Source organism: Herbidospora sp. NBRC 101105 (genome assembly GCF_030269205.1).
Lineage (GTDB): Bacteria > Actinomycetota > Actinomycetes > Streptosporangiales > Streptosporangiaceae > Herbidospora > Herbidospora solisilvae.
In genome coordinates this window covers 1,272,454-1,290,408 of the sequence record NZ_BSSX01000001.1, presented here as the reverse complement: position 1 = coordinate 1,290,408, position 17,955 = coordinate 1,272,454, and the positions used below count along the sequence as shown (strand labels likewise).

Sequence of the window (17,955 nt, the reverse complement as noted above, 5' to 3'; positions counted from 1 at the left end):
CGCTCACACCACCTTCGCGAGCATGACCGGCTCCGTCGTCGGCTGCTCGGAGCCGCCCGCCGGTTCGACCGTCACCCCGAAGTGGTCGGTCCCGGGCGGCAGGTCCACCGTCGCCGTCCGGACGCCGCCGCCCTCGACCAGCCCCGCCGAGCGGATCCGCTCCCCGCCGATGGTCCAGAGCTGGTAGGTCCGGGACGGATCGAGCGCCGGCAGGTCGGAGGTGAACATCACCTTCCCGCGGCTCTCGGAGGCCACCACCGTCGCCGATCCCCCGCCCGTCATGGCGACCCTGCGGACCACGGCGTCGGGCGCGGCGAGCAGGCTCTGCGTCTCCTCGATCGAGGCGTCGCGGGAGCGGATCTCGTTGACCGCGACGACGCCGACCGACACCGCCGCGGCGGCCGAGACGGCGGCCAGGGCCAGCGCCCACCGCCCGGGGCGGCGGCGCAGCGGCACGACGGCCGCGGGAGGCTCCTCCTCGATCGGGGGCGGTTCCTGGCGGACCTCCGCGATCTGGGCCATCACCCGCGACTTCAGCGCCCGGGGCGGCGCCTCGGCCACCGCGGCGCCCAGGCGGGCGGCCGTCTCCTGGAGGCCGCGGACCTCGATCGTGCAGGCCTCGCACCTCGACAGGTGGCCCTCGAACTCGCCGAGTTCGCGGAGCGGCAGGGCGTTCAGGGCGTAGGCCCCGGACAGGGTGTGGATCTCGTCGTTCACCGCTCCACCCCCATGCAGTCGCGCAGCCGGACCAGACCGTCGCGCATCCGCGTCTTGACCGTCCCCAAGGGGACCTTCAACAGGCCGGCCACCTCGGGATAGCTGTATCCCCCGTAGTAGGCCATCGTGACGGCCTGGCGCTGCAGCTCGGTCAGGCCGTCGAGGCAGCGGCGGACCCGTTCGCCCTCCAGCCGCGTGGTCACGGTCTCGGCCACGTGGTCGTAGGCGACCTCGCCGCCCATCCGGGCCACCCGGTCCTCGCGGTCGGAGGAGGCCTGCGCGGAGCGGACCCGGTCGACGGCACGCCGGTGGGCCACGGTCATCACCCAGGCCATGGCGCCGCCGCGGGCCGGGTCGAAGCGGGCGGCGGTCCGCCACACCTCGACCATGACCTCCTGGGCGACCTCCTCGGCCTGGGCCCGGTCGCGCACGACCCGGCGGATCAGCCCGAACACCGAGGCGATCAGCCGGTCGTACAGGCGCTCGAACGCCGTCTCGTCGCCGCGGGCGACCCGGACCAGCAGCTCGTCGAGCTCGGGACTGCGGCCCGTGACGGATATGGGCACGACATCGTTCACGAACCCCATTCGCCGCCGCCTGCCCCGTGGATTGCCCGGGTAGGACGGGAATATGGAAACCACCGTGGTGATCGCGGGCGGCGGGCCCGCCGGGGCGATGCTGGGGCTGCTGCTCGCGCGGGCGGGGATCGAGGTCGTCCTGCTGGAGAAGCACGCCGACTTCTTCCGGGACTTCCGGGGCGACACGATCCATCCCTCGACGATCCAGGTCCTCGACGAACTGGGGCTGCTGGAGGAGTTCGAGGCCATCCCGCACCGCTCCTTCGAGTACTTCGCCCTCTACACGGGCGACGAGTTCATCCCGATGGCCGACTTCCGGGGGCTGCCGGGCCGGCACCGGCGGCTGGCCATGGTGCCGCAGTGGGACTTCCTCAAACTGATCACCACCGCCGCCGGCCGATACCCGAACTTCCGGCTCCTCATGGAGCACAGGGCCGTCGACGTGATCCGCGACGGCGACGCGGTCCGCGGGGTCGTGGTCGAGTCCGGCGGCACGAAGACGGAGATCCGGGCCGCGCTGACCGTGGCCGCCGACGGGCGGCACAGCGACCTGCGGGCGGCCGTCGGCTTCGAGCCGGTCGACATCGGCGCGCCGATGGACGTGCTCTGGTTCCGGCTGCCCCGCCACGACGGGCATCCCGACGACGTGTTCCTGCGGCCGGGGCGGGGCACGGCGCTGGTCTCGCTCAACCGGGGCGACTACTGGCAGATGGCCTACCTGATCCCGAAGGGCGGGTTCGACGACCTCAAGGCGGCCGGCCTGGACGACTTCCGGTCGAGCATCACCGGCCTGCTCCCCTACCTCGACACCAGCGAGGTCACCTTCGACGACGTCCAGTTGCTGACCGTGGTCGTCAACCGGCTGCCGAGGTGGCATCTGCCGGGCCTGCTGATCATCGGCGACGCCGCCCACGCGATGTCGCCGATCGGCGGGGTCGGCATCAACCTGGCGATCCAGGACGCCATCGCGGCCGGGAACCTCCTCGCCGGTCCGCTGGCCCGGGCCCAGGAGAACCGGCGGCCGGTGCTCGATCCCGTGCCGGCTTCTCTCCTGGCGAAACTGCGCCGCCGGCGGTGGTACCCGACGGCCGCGACCCAGGCCGTCCAGGTGCAGGTGCAGAACCGGATCATCGCCCGCGTCCTCGCCGGTGACGCCGATGCGGGCTCCATCGGCGCCGCCGCGCGTAAGATCCCGGCGCCGGTACGCCGCCTCCTCGGCCGCGCCATCGGGCTGGGATTCCGGCCCGAGCACGTACGCTCATCTCACTGAATGGACATGGCAGGCCGGTCCTCGGGACGAGGAACGATAACCTCGTATGTCGTGAGCGCACTCAACCTCGACACCTGGCGTGACCTGCCCGCCGCCCAGCAGCCCGAGTGGCCCGACCGCGGCGCGCTCGACGATGTGGTCACCGAGTTGCGCGGGTTGCCGCCGCTGGTCTTCGCCGGGGAGTGCGACCGGCTGAAAGACGAGCTGGCGGCGGTCGCGCGCGGCGAGGCGTTCGTCCTGCAGGGTGGTGACTGCGCCGAGACGTTCGCCGGCGCCACCGCCGACAACGTCCGCAACAAGATCAAGACGCTGCTCCAGATGGCGATCGTGCTGACCTACGCCGGGCGGGTGCCCGTCGTCAAGATCGGCCGGCTCGCCGGGCAGTTCGCCAAGCCGCGGTCGAAGAACACCGAGACCCGCGACGGCGTCGAGCTGCCGGCCTACCGGGGCGACATGGTCAACGGCTTCGAGTTCACCGAGGCCTCCCGCGTGCCCGACCCGGGCCGTCTCCTGCGGGCCTACCACTCCTCGGCGGTGACGCTGAACCTGGCGCGCGCCTTCACCAAGGGCGGCTACGCCGACCTGCGGCAGGTCCACGCCTGGAACCAGGACTTCGTGGCCGGTTCCCCGGCCGGTCAGCGCTACGAGCGGCTGGCCCGGGAGATCGACCAGGCGCTGGCTTTCATGAGCGCCTGCGGCGCCGAGCCTGCGGAGTTCCACACGGTCGAGTTCTACTCGTCCCACGAGGCCCTGATCCTCGACTACGACCACGCGATGACCCGCATCGACAGCCGCACGGGCCTTCCCTACGACGTGTCGGCCCACATGGTCTGGATCGGCGAGCGCACCCGCCAGCTCGACCACGCCCACGTCGAGTTCTTCAGCAAGATCCGCAACCCGATCGGGGTCAAGCTGGGCCCGACCACGACCGCCGACGAGGCGCTGACGCTGGTCGAGAAGCTCAACCCGTCCAACGAGCCGGGCCGGCTGACCTTCATCAGCCGCATGGGCGCCGGGAAGGTCCGCGACGCCCTGCCGCCGCTGGTCGAGAAGGTGACCGCGAGCGGCGCCGTGGTGACGTGGATCTGCGACCCGATGCACGGCAACACCTTCGAGGCGAGCGGCGGCTTCAAGACCCGGCGCCTCGACGACGTGCTCGACGAGGTGACCGGCTTCTTCGAGGTCCACCGCGCGCTGGGCACCCACCCCGGCGGCATCCACATCGAGTTCACCGGCGACGACGTGACCGAGTGTGTCGGCGGCGGCCACCAGATCCTCGAAGAGGACCTGGCGCTGCGCTACGAGACCGCCTGCGACCCCCGGCTGAACCGGTCGCAGTCGCTCGACCTGGCGTTCCGGGTGGCGGAGCTCTACCGGGGCGACTGACCCAGGGAAACGCGAAAGGCCCCCGGCTCGGGGGCCTTTTTCGTCTGGCCGGACTAGTTCTTCTTCATCTCCGCGCTGATCTCGGCCCGGATCGCGTCCATGTCGAGGGCGCGGACCTGGGTGATCAGGTCGTCGAGCGCGGGGGCGGGGAGGGCGCCGGGCTGGGCGAAGACCACGATGCCGTCACGGATGGCCATGATGGTCGGGATCGCCGTGATGTCGAACCCCTGGGCCAGGGCCGGCTGGGCCTCGGTGTCGATCTTGCCGAACGTGATGTCGTCGTGCTTGGCCGACGCCTTCTCGAAGATCGGGCCGAACGACTTGCACGGCCCGCACCACTCCGCCCAGAAGTCGAGCAGGACGATGCCGTCGTCGGCGATCTCGTTGAAGTTGCTCTCGGTTACCTCGATGGTCGCCACTCGCGACTCCTTTCCTCTCGGGGTGCAACCCGATTGGGCCCCACCGCATTCCAAGGCCTATCACGCCGGTCAGGTTGCCCGGTCGCACCCGTGGGTACGTCCCGCGTCCCGACGACGGCAGGAGGCCTCCATGATCCCCGGTTGCGGCTCGTGCAACTGCTCCGACGAGATTCTCAGCACCCTTCGCCCCCCACGCATCACCCAGTTGAGCACCGAATGAGCGAAACGGCCCCGAGACGACACGTCCGGGGCCGTTTTCCGTTCCCGGGGTGGCAACGACGACACATTTGACAGGCAGCCCGAAAAGGGCCGGAAGAATTGCCGATCGTGGGTAAGCCTTTGGGCATGAGGCAACTCCTTTCCTGGAGCACCTGCGCCACGAGCGCCGATTGCGTAGGGGTGACGCGGCAGCCGTACAACCGCTGCCTGACCCACCTGGAAGCCGAAGAACTGGAAGCCCACCTCGCCACGCTGACGCCGGGGCAGGCCCTCGACCTGCGCGGCACGACCGTGCCCGCCGGGCTGCTCGACCGGATTCTCGCCGCGATGGAGAACGTCGTCGGCCGGGCCCGTTTCGACCAGGCCGTGTTCTGTTCCCCCGCCCGTTTCGGCGACGTCACTTTCAATGGCGACGCGTCGTTCGACGAAGCCCGGTTCGACGCGCTCGCGTCGTTCTTCAACACCCGTTTCAGGGGAAATGTCTCATTCAAGGGCGTGCGTTTCGGCCGGGAAATCTCCCTGTACGGCTCCCGCGTGCGCGGCCACCTCTCGATGGACGAGTCCGCCGTCGCCAGTGACGCCCTCTTCGGCGAGGCGTGCTTCGGTTCGGCGTCGTTCCGCCGGGCCGAGTTCCACGGCTTCAGCTCCTTCGACCAGGCCAGGTTCCACGGCGACGCGACCTTTCGCGGCGCCCGGTTCTCGCGCCCGGTGTCGTTCCTGAAGACCGCGTTCGAGGGCGCGGCCGGGTTCCAGTCGGTCAGGTTCGGGGCGAAGGCGTTCCTGGCCCCCGCCGTGGTGGGCCGCCATCTGGCGCTGACCCAGGCCAGGGCGTCCGGCCCGGTGGAGCTCCACGTCACGGGTTGTCCGGTCGACCTCTCCGAGGCGCGGGTGCTCGGCCGCCTGACCGTGCGGGCGGGCGACGCCGACCTCGACCTGACCGGCCTGACCAGCCGGGGCCGGTCGAAGGTCGGGCGCAAGGGCGGCCCGATCAGGGTCCTGTCGATCGCCGCTCTCGACGCCGACGACCTGACCATCGAGGGCGCCGACCTGACCCGCTGCCACCTGCCCGGCGTGGTGAACGCCGACCGGCTGCGGCTGCGCGACTGCGTGTTCGCGGCCAGCCCCGGCGGCCGGCGGCAACTCCGGTTCAGCTGGCCGCCCCTGCGGCGCACGTTCTTCAGCCGCGTGTCGTGGGTGGCGCTGCTCGCCCTGGTGGCGGTGGCGGCGGCGCTGTGGTCGTCCACCCCCCAGCAGCAGAACCGACACCCCCGCCCGGCGGTCACGCAGGGCGGGACGTGGGCCCACTCGTCCGGGACGGATCAGGGTTCGCCCTGATGCGACCCCCACGAGTCCTCCCATAGCCTGGCGAACGACCATGGACACCGCATTCGAGACGGCCACCGTCGACGACTACGTCGCCGCGCTGGCCAAGACGCTCCGGGGGCCCCGGCGGGCCAGACGCGACCTGCTCGCCGAGGCGCGCGACGGCCTCTGCGACGCGGCCGAGGCCTACGCGGAGGAGGGCCTGTCGCCCGAGGAGGCGCAGGCGCGCGCGGTGGCCGACTTCGGCCCGGTCGCCCAGGTGGCGCCGGGGTTCCAGGAGGAGCTGACCGCGGTCCAGGTCCGCCACACGGCGCTGCTGCTCTTCCTGGGCACGCCGGTGCTGGCGCTCATGTGGACGTATCTCTGGCAGATCTTCCCCGCGGGCCCCGGCTACGCGTCGCGGCCGGGCTGGTTCGACGTGGTGGCCAAGACGGTCGACGTCATGCAGCTCCTGACCGGGCTGGCGGGGGGCGTGGCGTTGTGGCGGTTGCGCCGGACCCGCCGGTCGCGGCGGGTGGCCAAGGTGCTGGGCCTGCTGGTGTGGTGTCAGCTTCCGTTGATGGCGGTGCTGTCCTCGGCCCTGACCGAGACGGCGAACGTGCTGACCGCCTTCGAAGACTACGTCCCGGGCATGGTGGCGACGTGGCTGAGCCTGTCGTTCTGGAGCTGGAAGCTCTGGAGCGCGGCCCACTGCCTGCGCACGGCGGTCACGGTCCCGAAGGGCCGGTAGGGGCTCACGTCTGCGGGTCGAGGACCCGCCCGATCACGCGGGTGAACCTGCTCCAGGCCGAGCGTTCCCCGGCCAGTTCGGCCCGGCCCGAGTCGGTCAGCCGGTAGGTCCGTCTCTTGCGGCCGCCCACGGTCGCCCATTCGCTGGCCAGGAAGCCGGCCCTCTCCAGGCGTCGCAACGCTGGGTAGACAGTACCTGTCGGAACGTCAAGGGCGCCGCCGGACCGCTCCCGCAGGGCTTCGATGATCGCGTAGCCGTGGAGGGGCTCGTGCTCCACCACGGACAGGAGAAGGGCGTCCATATGCCCACGGAGCGCGTCGGGGTTCACGAGTTCACCTTAACCGTGTTCGGCATGTAGCCAGTCTACATGTAGGCTCTCTATATGTAGCCAGACATAAGGAGCCTTCCATGGACGTCCTCGACCTGGCCCGGTTGCAGTTCGCGGTGACGGGGAGCCTGCATTTCCTGTTCGTCGTGCTCACGCTGGGCCTGGCCCCCCTTGTGGCGATCATGCACACCCGATACGCCCGCACCGGCACCACCCTCGACGAGCGCATGACGCGCTTCTGGGGGCAGATCTACGTGACGAACTACGCGCTCGGCATCGTCACCGGCATCGTGATGGAGTTCCAGTTCGGGCTGAGCTGGAGCGGCCTGACCCACTACGCCGGCGACGTGTTCGGCGCGCCGCTGGCCCTGGAGACGCTGATCGCGTTCTTCCTGGAGTCCACGTTCCTGGGCCTGTGGATCTTCGGCTGGCACCGGCTGCCCAAGTGGCTGCACGTCGCGACGATCTGGCTGGTCACGCTCACCGCCTACGCGTCCGCCTTCTGGATCATGGTGGCCAACTCGTTCCTCCAGCACCCGGCCGGGGCGGTGCGCGACGGCGACGTGCTGCGGCTCGACGACTTCGGGGCGCTGCTGACCAACCCGTCGCTCTCGATGGCGCTGCCCCACGTGTTGTCGGCCGGGCTGACCGTGGGCGGCTTCGTGGTGATGGGCGCGAGCGCCTACCACCTGTTCCGGAAGACCTCCGACCAGGAGCTGTTCTCCCGGTCGTTGCGGATGGGCATCTGGACCTCGTTCGTCGGCACGATGACGGTGGTCGGCTTCGGGTTCGCCCAGTTCGGGCCGGTGACCAGCGTCCAGCCCGACAAGTTCGCCGACCGGCCGCTGGCGGCGTTCGGCCTCGGGATCATGATCATGCTGGGGCACCTGCTCCAGCTCGTCGCCCTCCTGCTGGTCGTCGTGGTCAAGTGGGCGCCGCGCTGGCGGTTCCTCCACCCGCTGATCCTGCTGGTCACCCCGCTCCCCTTCGCCGCCGCCATTCTCGGGTGGATCGCGCGGGAGGAGGGCCGCCAGCCGTGGATGATCTGGGAGCGGCTGAAGGTCGCCGACGCCCTCACCCCCGGGCTGACCGAGGCCCAGATCACCCTGTCGTTCGCCGGGTTCGTCGGCGTGCTGACCCTGCTGGCGGTCGCCGACTACCTGCTGATCTCGCGGATCATCCGGCGCGGCCCCGACCAGATCGCGCTGGGCGAGCAGCCCGCGCCCGCCCCCGCGCTGACGTTCTAGGAGTCGACTGATGGAGATCCTGTGGTTCGGCGCGCTCGCGCTGCTGGTGGTCGGTTACTTCGCCCTGGAGGGCTTCGACCTCGGCGTCGGCCTGCTCCTGCCCGTCACCGCCGACCGCGACCGGGCGATCGGCGCCATCGGCCCGTTCGTGCTGGCCAACGAGGTGTGGCTGATCGCCGCCGCGGGCGTGCTGTTCGGCGCGTTCCCCGCGTGCGAGTTCGCCCTGAGCGCCAACTACACCGCCGTGGTGCTGCTGCTGGTCTCGTGGGTGGTGCGCGACGCGGGCCTGTGGTTCCGCCGCCGCCTCGTCACCCGGGCCTTTTGGGAGTGGCTCATCGCCCTCGGGTCGCTGGGCGTCTGCCTGGCCTGGGGGCTGCTGCTGGCCGGCCTGGCCGGGTTCTCGTTCCCCTTCGGGCTCCTGTACGGCCTCCTCATCGCCGCCCTGTTCGTCATGCACGGCCGGAGGTTCCTCGACTGGCGGCTGACCGGCGGCGGAACGCTCCTGGTCACCGGGGGGCTGGCGGCCGTGCCGGCGCTGGTGCCGCTGGTCGGGATGGCGGGCGGGGTCATCGGCAACGCGGCCCCGTCGGCGACCCTGACGGTGCTGACGTTTATGGTGTTGCCGTTCGTCCCGGTCATGGCCGGGGCGCAGATCTGGGTGTGGAGGGCCTTCGGCAAGGGGCCGGTCCCCGCCTACTTCTGAGGGGGGCTCGGTGCACAGAGGTCTCGTGCGGCTGCTGCCGCGCCGCCACCTGACGGTGTGCCTGGGCGCGGCGGTGGCGGCCGGGCTGCTGGTCCTGGTGCAGGCCGAACTGCTCGCCGGGGTGCTGTCAGGACGGTTCGCCGTCGGCATGCTGGGCTGGCTGGCCCTGGTGATCGCGGCCCGGGGCGCGCTGGGCTGGGTCCAGGGCGTGGCGGCCGGGGCCACCGCGAGCGGGGTGAAGTCGGAGCTGCGCCACCGGCTGCTGCGCCGCTTCCAGGGCATGAGCCCGGCCGAGACCCGCTCGGGCGAGCTGGTGACGCTGACCGGCCGGGGCCTCGACGCGCTCGACCCCTACCTCACGGGCTACCTGCCGTCGATCGCCGTGGCCGCCGTGGTGCCGGTGGCGGTGATCGTGCGGCTGTTCGCCGCCGATCTGACGACCGCGCTGATCGTGCTGGTCACGGTGCCGCTGATCCCGATCTTCGGCGCGCTGGTCGGCATGACGACCAAGGTGGTGACCGAGCGGCAGTGGGCCGCCCTGTCCCGGCTGGGCGGCCACTTCCTCGACGTGGTGCGGGGCCTGCCGACCCTGCGGGCGTTCGGCCGGGCCCGCTACCAGGCGACCGTGATCCGCGACGTCGCCGGCGCCCACCGCTCGGCGACGATGAAGACCCTGCGCGTGGCGTTCCTGTCGTCTCTGGTGCTGGAGCTGGTCGCGTCCCTGTCGCTGGCGCTGGTCGCGGTCCCGGTGGGCCTGCGGCTGCTGTCCGGCTCGCTCGACCTGACGACGGCCCTGCTCGTGCTGCTGCTCGCCCCCGAGGCCTACCTGCCGCTGCGCGCGATGGGCACCCGCTTCCACGCCGCCATGGAGGGCGTCACCGCCGCCGACCAGGCGTTCGCCCTGCTCGAAGGGGCTAAGCCGGCCGCCCCGCGTCCCGCGGTCGTCGGCGAGCGGGTGCCCGAGATCCGGCTCGACGGCGTGACCGTGCGCTACCCCGGCCGCGACGACCCCGCCCTCCGCGACGTGTCCCTCACCATCGCCCCCGGCGAACGGGTCGCCCTGGTGGGCGAGAGCGGGGCCGGGAAGAGCACCCTGCTCCACCTCCTGCTGGGCTTCGTCACCCCCTCCGAGGGCCGGGTCCTGATCGGCGGCGTCGACCTGGCCACCCTCGACCTGGAGAAATGGCGGCGGCAGCTGGCCTTCGTGCCACAGCGCCCCCACCTGTTCGCCACCTCGGTGGCCGGCAACATCTCCCTCGACGGCACCGCCTCCCCCGAGGAGATTCGCGCCGCGGCGGTCGCCGCCCAGGCCGACGTGTTCGTCACCGACCTGCCCGACGGCTACGACACCGTCATCGGCGAACGCGGCGCCGACCTGTCGGCCGGGCAGCGCCAGCGCCTGGCCCTGGCCCGCGCCTTCTGCCGCCCCGACGCGGGCCTGCTCCTCCTCGACGAACCCACGGCCCGCCTCGACGGCCGCAGCGAGGCCGCGGTCATCGAGGCCACCCGCACCCTGTCCGAGGGCCGCACCGCGGTGATCGTCGCCCACCGCCCGGCGATGATCGCCCTGGCCGACCGGGTGATCCGAGTGGACGACGGAGTGATCAAGTGACCTCTTCCATGATCTGGAACCGGCGGCTGCTGGTCGCCGCGCTGGCCGGGTCGGCCGCCGACCTGGCCGGGCTCGGGCTGATCGCCTCCGCCGCCTGGCTCATCACGCGGGCCGCGCAGCAGCCCGAGCTGGCCGCGTTGTCGGTGGCGATCGTGGCGGTCCGGGCGTTCGCGACCTCTCGCGGCGTCTTCCGCTACGCCGAACGGCTGTCCGGGCACGACGTCGCGCTGCGGGCGCAGGCGGCGACCCGGGAGCGGCTCTACGACTCCCTCATCCCGGCCGGGCCGCTCTCCCACCGGGGGGCCGACCTGCTGAGCCGGATGGTCGACGACACCGACGCCGTGCAGGACCTGCTGGTCCGGTGCCTCCTCCCGGCCATCGCCGCCCTGGTCACGGGGGTGACGGCCGTCGTCATCGCCGCGTTCCTGCTGCCGTTGGCGGCGGTGGTGCTGGCGGCCGGGCTGGCCGTCGCCGGGGTGCTGCTCCCGGCCGCGACCGCCGCGCTGGCCCGCCGGTCGACCACCCGGCTGGCGCCCGCGCGGGCCGATCTGGCCGCCCACACCGCCGACCTCGTGCACGGGTCGGCCGACCTGGCCGCCTACGGCGCGACCGGGCGGGCGCTCGACGCCGCGGCCGCCGCCGACGACCGGCTGGCCCGGCTGGAGCGCGGGCAGGCCCGGGTGAACGCGACCGCGCTGGCCGCCGGGGTGCTGGTGCAGGGGCTCACGGTCGTGATCGTGGTGGCCGTGGCCATGGCGCTCGGCGCCGGTTCGATCGCGACCGCCGTGCTGGCCCTGATGTCGCTGGTCAGCTTCGAGCCGGTGCTGCCGCTGGCGGCAGCCGGCGAGCGGCTGACCGGAGTGCTGGCGGCGGTCCGGCGGCTGCGCGAGATCGAGGCCACTCCCCCGGCGGTGCCCGCCCCGGCCGACCCGCTGCCCCGGCCGACCGGGCCGCTGACGGTCGTGGTCGACGACCTGGTCGTCCGCCACGGCGACCGGCCCGCGCTCGGCGGGATAAGCCTGACGCTCACGCCCGGCAAGCGCGTCGCCGTCGTGGGGCCGAGCGGGGCGGGCAAGAGCACGCTGCTGTCGGCGCTGATGCGGACCGTCGACATCGTCTCGGGGAGCATCACCGTCAACGGCGCCGACCTGCGCCGCATCTCCCCCGACGACGCCCGCGCCATGATGACGGGCCTCACCCAGGACCCCTACGTCTTCCAGACCACCTTCCGCGACAACCTCCGCCTCGCGGGCCCGGAGGCGGCCGACGCCGACCTCGAACAGGCGGTCCGGGAGGCCAGGCTCGACACGTTCGCCGACCGGGCCGGCTGGGACGTCCAGCTCGGCGAAGACGGCCGCACCCTGTCGGGCGGCCAGATCCAGCGCCTCGCCCTGGCCCGCGCCCTCCTCTACGACCCCCCGGTCCTCCTGCTCGACGAACCCGCCGAGGCCCTCGACGAGACCACGGCCGACGCCCTGATGGCCGACCTCCTCGACGCCACCCGCGGCCGGACCACCCTCCTCGTCACCCACCGGCTCCGGGGGCTGGAGGCGGTCGACGAGGTCGTCGTCCTGGAAGACGGGCTGGTCGTCCAGCGCGGGACCCACGCCGAACTCGTGGCGGCCGACGGCTACTACCGCGAGTTGTGGGAGGCCGAGAACATGATCAGGAGGTAGCCGCACCCGCCCGTGACAGGGCGGACCGGGAGCGGCCGGTGCGCGCCGCTTCTTGAGCGGACCGGAGGCGGCGATCGGGGCCGGGGAGGGCGGAGCCGTAACGGAGAAAAGACCAGCGGGGCCGCGACGGGAAAGACCAGCCGAGCGGTGGCGGGCAAAGACCGACGGAGCCGTGACGGGAAGAGACCAGCAGCGCCGTGACGGGAAGAGACCGGCGGGGCCGTGACGGAAATGACCGGCGGCGCCTCCCATGCCTGGAGGCGCCGCCGGCCGTTCCCTGTCCCCTGCCTGAGAGATCTCCGCGTCAGTTCGTCGTCTTCTCCTCCAGAGTGATCGTCGCCGTGTTCGCCTGACCGTTCCGCATGTAGGTCACTGTCACCTTGGTCCCCGGCTGGTGGCCGCGGACGATGCCGACGACGGTCTCGCCCGCGTCCACGGGGGTGTCGTCGACCTTGGTGATGATGTCGCCCTGCTGCAGGCCCGCCTTGGCGGCGGGGCTGTTGGGCTCGACCGTCGACACCAGCGCGCCGGGGGTGTCGCCGGTGGCGTCGCCGACGCTCACGCCCAGGTAGGCGTGGACGGCCTTGCCGGTCTTGATGAGCTGGTCGGCGACGTTCCTGGCGGTGTTGATCGGGATCGCGAAGCCGACGCCGATGTTGCCGTTGCCGCCGCCCGAGGTGGCGATCGCGGTGTTGATGCCGATGACCTGGCCGGACGCGTTGACCAGGGCGCCGCCCGAGTTGCCGGGGTTGATCGCCGCGTCGGTCTGGATCATGCCGCCGATCGTCGTGGTCGGGTCGGCCTGCTGCTGCTCCTGGCCGAAGCCGCCGCCCCAGCCGGGGGGAAGCTGCGGGCCGCCGCCACCGCCGCCGCCGCCCGAGGTGACCGTGCGGTCGAGGGCCGAGACGATGCCCGAGGTGACCGAGCCCTCCAGGCCGAGCGGGCTGCCGATCGCCAGGACCGAGTCGCCCACCTGGAGCGCGTCGCTGTCGCCGAGCGCGGCGGCCGTGAGGCCCGAGACGCCGGTGGCGCGGATGACCGCGATGTCGGTCGTCGGGTCGGTGCCCACGAGCGTCGCCGGGATGGTGCGGCCGTCGCTGAACTTGACCGCCATCTGGGCGTTCTGACCGGCGCCCGCGACCACGTGGTTGTTGGTGAGGATCAGCCCGTCGGCCGAGAGGATCACACCGGAGCCCTCGCCCTGGCCCTGCTGCGAGGTCACGGTGATCATGACGACCGAGGGCTGCACGGCCTTGGCGACCGCGGCGATCGTGCCCTTGGCGGGCATCGCCGCCGAGCCGTTGCTCTGCGCGTTCACCACCGGGCTGGCCAGCACCGGGGTGCCGTCGTCGTCCAGCGCGTTGGTGATGAGGGCCCCTGCGACCCCACCGCCGACCGCCACGCACGCCAGGGCGAGGATCGAGACGCCCCGCTTCCAGGCCCGCCCGTCGGACCGCTGCCGCTGGGGAGGCTCCGGCGGGACCGGCGGCAGACCGTAGACGGCGGTGTCGCCGACCGGGTTCGCCCCGACGTGTCCCTGGATGGGGCCCGGCTGGTGCGGCGGCGGGGGCGGCGCGAAGGTCGGGGCGGACTGCTCGCCCCGGTAGTCGCCGTACTGCGGGGCCCGCCGGCCGAACTGGCTCCAGCCGCGCCCCTCCAGGACCTCGGTGGTCCCGTGCTCGTTCTCCCGCTCGTCAGCGCTCATCTCTGCCATCCCCTTACCGAATCCCGGCTCCTTCGGGCCGGTGGTTCTAAGATGGCAAACCGCCGATAAGGCGGGCTTAAGCGATCACCCCGCTGACCTGGCGAAACCGAACATCGGCCTTATTTGTGCTGCTCCGGCCAGTATTCGGCGCGCAAAATTCGTTTGTACAACTTCCCGGTGGGGTGGCGGGGCAGCTCCGTGCGGAAGTCGACCGACCTCGGGCACTTGTAGTGGGCCAGCCGTTCGCGGCAGTACGCGATCAGCTCCGCCTCCAGCTCCGGCCCGGCCGCCGCGGGGTCGGCGGGCTCCACGACGGCCTTGACCTGTTCGCCCATCTCCTCGTCGGGCACCCCGAAGACGGCCACGTCGGCGACCTTCGGGTGGACGGCCAGCAGGTTCTCCGCCTCCTGCGGATAGACGTTCACCCCGCCCGAGATGATCATGTAAGAGCTCCGGTCGGTCAGGTAGAGGAAGCCCTCCTCGTCGAGGTGGCCGATGTCCCCGAGCGTCGACCAGCCCCGGCCCTTCGGGTCGTGCGCGGCGGCGGTCTTCTCGGGGTCGCCGTGGTAGACGAACGCCGGGCCGCCGGACAGGTAGACGACGCCGGTCTCCCCCGGGCCGAGCTCCTCGCCCTGGGGGTCGAGGATGTGCGGCACGCCGAGCAGGGGCCGTCCGACGGTGCCCTTGTGGGTGAGCCAGTCGTGCGGGCCGGCGTAGACGAAGCCGTTGCCCTCGGTGCCCGCGTAGTACTCGTGGATGATCGGGCCCCACCACTCCATCATCCGCTCCTTGACCGGGACCGGGCAGGGGGCGGCGGCGTGGACGGCGTACCGGAGCGTGGACAGGTCGTAGCGCGACCGGGTCTCCTCCGGCAGCTTCAGGAGCTTGATGAAGTGGGTCGGCACCCACTGGGAGTGCGTGACGCCGTACTTCTCGACGGCGGCGAGGGCCTGTTCGGGGTCGAAGCGCTCCATGACGACGACCGTGGCGCCGAAGCGCTGGAAGGTGAGCGAGTAGCGCAGCGGGGCGGCGTGGTAGAGCGGCGCGGGCGACAGGTAGACGCTGTCGGCCGTGGGGGTGAACAGGAAGCCGATCAGGTTCATCAGCGGGCCGGGCACGTCGAGCGGCTGGCCGGTCCAATTTGGCCGGACGCCCTTCGGCCGCCCGGTGGTGCCCGAGGAGTAGAGCATGTCCATGCCCTGCACCTCGTCGGCCACGGGGGTGACGGGCATGGGGGCGACCGCGGTCTCGTACGACAGGAAGCCGGGGACCGTGCCGTCGAGCATGAGCCGGAGCGGCGGGCCGGTCACCGCGGCGGCCGCCTCGGCGCACGCCGCCGAGCTGACGAACGCCTTGGCCCCGCAGTTCTCCACTATGTACGTCAGCTCGCCGGCCTGCAGCCGCGAGCTGATCGCCGTGTAGAGCAGCCCCGACCGGTGGGCCGCCCACGCGACCGCGAGGAAGAGGGGGTGGTTCTCCAGCATGAACGCGATGTGGTCGCCGGGCCGCAGCCCGGCCTCGCGCAGCAGGTGGGCGAGGCGGTTGGACTCCTCGTCGAGTTCCCGGTAGGTGACCACCCGGCCGGAACCGGCCATGATCACAGCGGGTTTGTCAGGGCTCACTGCGGCGACGGCACCCGGATACATGACCGAACATTACTCGGTGATCGTCGGGCGGAAAAGGAAACGGCCCGCGCCGGGATTGGCGCGGGCCGTTCAGTAGACCGCTCAGCCTACCGTTCGGGGGTGCCGATCAGACGGCTTCGTAGACCGGCGACCAGGGGCCGTAGAAGCCCTTGGGGCTGAAGAAGTTGCCGCGGGAGACCTGGACGTCGATGGTGTTCACGTTGTCGGCGCTGAAGCCGAACCAGTCGCCGCCCTTGTCGCAGTTCTTGAACTTCTTGAAGTAGGTGTGGCCCTCGAGGTCCTCGATCTTGAAGACGGCCCAGGCGCACTCGTACTTCTTGTCGCCCCACCACTTGTGGTTCGTGAGTTCACCCTTGACCGAGACCTTGGTGTACTCGACCCACTTCCAGGACCACTTCTTGTCCCACTTCCAGCCGACGATCTTGCACTTCTTCTCGCCGTGCTTCCACCAGCACTTCTTGATGGGCTTCTTGAACTTCTCCCAGTGCCAGACCTTCTTCTTCTCGTGGTGGAGGACGTACTTGCCCTCCGCCTCGGCCTTGTGGTCGGCGGAGAAGTAGGGGCCCCAGTCTCCGACGAAGGGGGAGGCACTGGCGGCCGTCGGCGCAACCACGGCGCCGGTGATGAGAGCGGCCGCGACGCCGCCGCTCACCAGGAGCTTCTTGATGAATCGCATTTCCGGATTCCTCTCGGGACGAGGAGTTTGACAGGGAAAGAAATAAACCGTCCCGATAGCGGCTCAGTAGCGACTGACTTGAAGCTCGCTTTAAAGCGCAGGTCACACCCCGCGGATCAGGCTCAGCGCACGTTCGCGCAGCTCAGGACTGGCGGTCGCGGCCGAGCCCGAAGAGAAGGGAGGGGCGGGGTCGTACTCGATGGCCAGCTGCACGGCCCTGGCGGTGTCCTCGTCGCGCAGCAGGGCGAGCAGGGTCAGCGCCATGTCGAGGCCGGCCGACACCCCGGCGGCGGTGACGACCTTCCCCTCGGTGACCACGCGTCCGGCGGCCGGGACCGCGCCGAAGGCGGCGAGCTGGTCGTGGAAGCCCCAGTGGGTGGTCGCGGGGAGCCCGTCCAGGACTCCTGCGTGGGCGAGCAGGAAGGCCCCGCTGCATACCGAGGTGGTCCACCTCGTGGTCCGGTGGGCGGCCCGGATCCACTCGATGAGGCGGTGGTCGCCGAGCGCTCCGACGGTGCCGGGACCGCCCGGGACCAGGACCACATCGGGGTCGGGCAGCTCGTCGTAGGCGGCGGTCGCGGTGATCGACAGGCTGTCCTGGTCGTCGACGACCGGGCCGCGCTCGCCCGCCACGAACGTGACGGTGACGCCGGGCGCGAAGGCCAGGACGGTGTAGGGGCCGACCGCGTCGAGGGCGGTGAAGCCGGGATAGAGGGGGATGGCGATGCGCAACTAGTGCTCCTTGTCACGGAACCGGCGACGGTAGTCGCCGGGGGAAACGCGCAGGTGACGCCGGAACACCCGGTAGAGGCTCCCGGGCAGGCCGAGGCCGGTGCGCCGGGCGACGACGTCGAGGGGTTCGTCGGTGGTCTCCAGCAGCCGCCGGGCGGCGCCGGTGCGGGCCATCTCGACGTACCGGCCGGGGGGCATGCCGGTCTCGTCGGTGAAGACGCGGGAGAAGTGGCGCTCGCTCAGGTTCATCCGGCGGGCCAGCGCCGGGACGCTGAGGTCCTCCTCCGGGTGCTCGTCGATCCAGGCCTGCAGCTCCTTCAGGGGCTCACTTCTCGGTACGGCCTGGATCGGCGCCGAGAACTGCGACTGCCCGCCGGGCCGGTGGAGGTAGACCACCAGCCCCCGCGCGACCTCGCGGGCCACGCGGTGGCCGTGGTCGTCGGCGACCATCGCCAGGGCCAGGTCGATCCCGGCGGTCACCCCCGCCGAGGTCCAGACGTCGCCGTTCCTGACGTAGATCGCGTCGGAGTCGGTCTCGACGGCGGGGTAGCGCCGGCTCAGCTCGCCGGCCGACAACCAGTGGGTGGTGGCCCTCCCGCCGTCGAGCAGCCCGGCCTCGGCGAGCAGGAACGCCCCCGTGCAGACCGATCCGGTCCGCCTGGCTCCCGCCGCCAGCCGGCGCACCCCCGCCACCAGACGGGGGTCGCGCAGGTGGTCGTCGACGGTCGGCCCGCCCGCGACCAGCAGCGTGTCGATCGGCCCGGCGACCTCGTCGATCGGGGTCTCCACGAGCGTGGCCAGCCCGTTCGACGCCCGGACCGGCCCGGCCGCGGTCGAGGTCACCTCCAGCGTGTACGCCGCCCTCCGGGAGACCAGCCCGGCGGTGGCGAACACGTCGGCCGGACCGGCCAGATCAAGGTGCTGGAACCCTTCGGTGATGACGCAGACGACCCGCATGCCTCCATCCTGCGAGTCCCGCCCCGGTGGC

At 71.8% G+C, this 17,955-nt stretch carries 17 protein-coding genes; 8 read left to right on the top strand and 9 right to left on the bottom strand.

Annotated elements, in window-relative coordinates:
* Positions 1-3 precede the first annotated feature (3 nt).
* Entirely contained in the window at positions 4-717 is a 714-nt protein-coding gene (locus tag QSK34_RS05765; RefSeq protein ID WP_285580729.1) for an anti-sigma factor, read from the bottom strand.
* Positions 714-1,304: an ECF RNA polymerase sigma factor SigK gene (gene sigK, locus QSK34_RS05760; protein ID WP_502875354.1), complete on the bottom strand. Its 591-nt coding sequence runs from the start codon at positions 1,302-1,304 to the stop codon at positions 714-716. The genes QSK34_RS05765 and sigK overlap by 4 nt, the downstream gene beginning before the upstream one ends.
* Positions 1,305-1,347: 43 nt before the next feature.
* Between sigK and QSK34_RS05755 the strand changes: the two genes are divergently transcribed.
* Complete coding sequence (locus QSK34_RS05755; protein ID WP_285580723.1) at positions 1,348-2,565, top strand: FAD-dependent oxidoreductase; 1,218 nt, start codon at positions 1,348-1,350, stop codon at positions 2,563-2,565.
* Positions 2,566-2,616: 51 nt separating this feature from the next.
* Positions 2,617-3,951 carry a class II 3-deoxy-7-phosphoheptulonate synthase gene (locus tag QSK34_RS05750; RefSeq protein WP_030453141.1) on the top strand — a complete coding sequence of 445 codons (1,335 nt, stop codon included), beginning with the start codon at positions 2,617-2,619 and terminating at the stop codon, positions 3,949-3,951.
* 53 nt (positions 3,952-4,004) lie between these two features.
* Here the strand turns inward: QSK34_RS05750 and QSK34_RS05745 are convergent, their stop codons facing one another.
* Positions 4,005-4,370: a thioredoxin family protein gene (locus QSK34_RS05745; RefSeq protein ID WP_161478231.1), complete on the bottom strand. Its 366-nt coding sequence runs from the start codon at positions 4,368-4,370 to the stop codon at positions 4,005-4,007.
* Between the two features lie 345 nt (positions 4,371-4,715).
* Here QSK34_RS05745 and QSK34_RS05740 point away from each other — a divergent pair, with 345 nt between their 5' ends.
* Both QSK34_RS05740 and QSK34_RS05735 read left to right on the top strand, forming a co-directional pair.
* Positions 4,716-5,924 carry a pentapeptide repeat-containing protein gene (locus QSK34_RS05740; protein ID WP_285580714.1) on the top strand — a complete coding sequence of 403 codons (1,209 nt, stop codon included), beginning with the start codon at positions 4,716-4,718 and terminating at the stop codon, positions 5,922-5,924.
* Positions 5,925-5,964: 40 nt separating this feature from the next.
* Positions 5,965-6,642, top strand: a complete 678-nt coding sequence (locus tag QSK34_RS05735) for a permease prefix domain 1-containing protein (RefSeq protein ID WP_285580709.1) — start codon at positions 5,965-5,967, stop codon at positions 6,640-6,642.
* Positions 6,643-6,646: 4 nt separating this feature from the next.
* On the opposite strand, the gene QSK34_RS05730 is transcribed toward QSK34_RS05735, so the two are convergent.
* A complete protein-coding gene (locus tag QSK34_RS05730) occupies positions 6,647-6,943 on the bottom strand; it encodes a helix-turn-helix transcriptional regulator (protein WP_051759994.1) in 297 nt (98 codons plus the stop codon).
* Between the two features lie 107 nt (positions 6,944-7,050).
* Here QSK34_RS05730 and QSK34_RS05725 point away from each other — a divergent pair, with 107 nt between their 5' ends.
* From QSK34_RS05725 to cydC, 4 genes are read left to right on the top strand one after another with little or no spacing between them, the layout of a single operon-like run.
* Entirely contained in the window at positions 7,051-8,217 is a 1,167-nt protein-coding gene (locus QSK34_RS05725; RefSeq protein ID WP_285580705.1) for a cytochrome ubiquinol oxidase subunit I, read from the top strand.
* Between the two features lie 10 nt (positions 8,218-8,227).
* A complete protein-coding gene (locus QSK34_RS05720; RefSeq protein ID WP_161478234.1) occupies positions 8,228-8,920 on the top strand; it encodes a cytochrome d ubiquinol oxidase subunit II in 693 nt (230 codons plus the stop codon).
* 10 nt (positions 8,921-8,930) lie between these two features.
* On the top strand, positions 8,931-10,532 hold the full coding sequence (gene cydD / locus QSK34_RS05715) for a thiol reductant ABC exporter subunit CydD (protein ID WP_285580702.1): 1,602 nt from the start codon (positions 8,931-8,933) through the stop codon (positions 10,530-10,532).
* Positions 10,529-12,208 (top strand): thiol reductant ABC exporter subunit CydC, encoded by a 1,680-nt coding sequence (gene cydC, locus QSK34_RS05710; RefSeq protein ID WP_285580699.1) that lies wholly within the window; start codon positions 10,529-10,531, stop codon positions 12,206-12,208. Before cydD ends, cydC begins: the two co-directional genes overlap by 4 nt.
* A gap of 304 nt (positions 12,209-12,512) precedes the next feature.
* On the opposite strand, the gene QSK34_RS05705 is transcribed toward cydC, so the two are convergent.
* From QSK34_RS05705 to QSK34_RS05685, 5 genes are all read right to left on the bottom strand, one after another.
* Positions 12,513-13,913: a S1C family serine protease gene (locus tag QSK34_RS05705; RefSeq protein ID WP_285580696.1), complete on the bottom strand. Its 1,401-nt coding sequence runs from the start codon at positions 13,911-13,913 to the stop codon at positions 12,513-12,515.
* A 119-nt stretch (positions 13,914-14,032) separates the two neighbouring features.
* Positions 14,033-15,559, bottom strand: a complete 1,527-nt coding sequence (locus QSK34_RS05700) for an acyl-CoA synthetase (RefSeq protein ID WP_285580694.1) — start codon at positions 15,557-15,559, stop codon at positions 14,033-14,035.
* Positions 15,560-15,665: 106 nt separating this feature from the next.
* Positions 15,666-16,235 (bottom strand): hypothetical protein, encoded by a 570-nt coding sequence (locus tag QSK34_RS05695; protein WP_285580691.1) that lies wholly within the window; start codon positions 16,233-16,235, stop codon positions 15,666-15,668.
* 102 nt (positions 16,236-16,337) lie between these two features.
* Positions 16,338-16,967, bottom strand: a complete 630-nt coding sequence (locus QSK34_RS05690) for a DJ-1/PfpI family protein (RefSeq protein ID WP_285580688.1) — start codon at positions 16,965-16,967, stop codon at positions 16,338-16,340.
* Entirely contained in the window at positions 16,968-17,924 is a 957-nt protein-coding gene (locus tag QSK34_RS05685; protein ID WP_161478240.1) for a GlxA family transcriptional regulator, read from the bottom strand. It abuts the gene before it with no gap.
* Positions 17,925-17,955 lie beyond the last annotated feature (31 nt).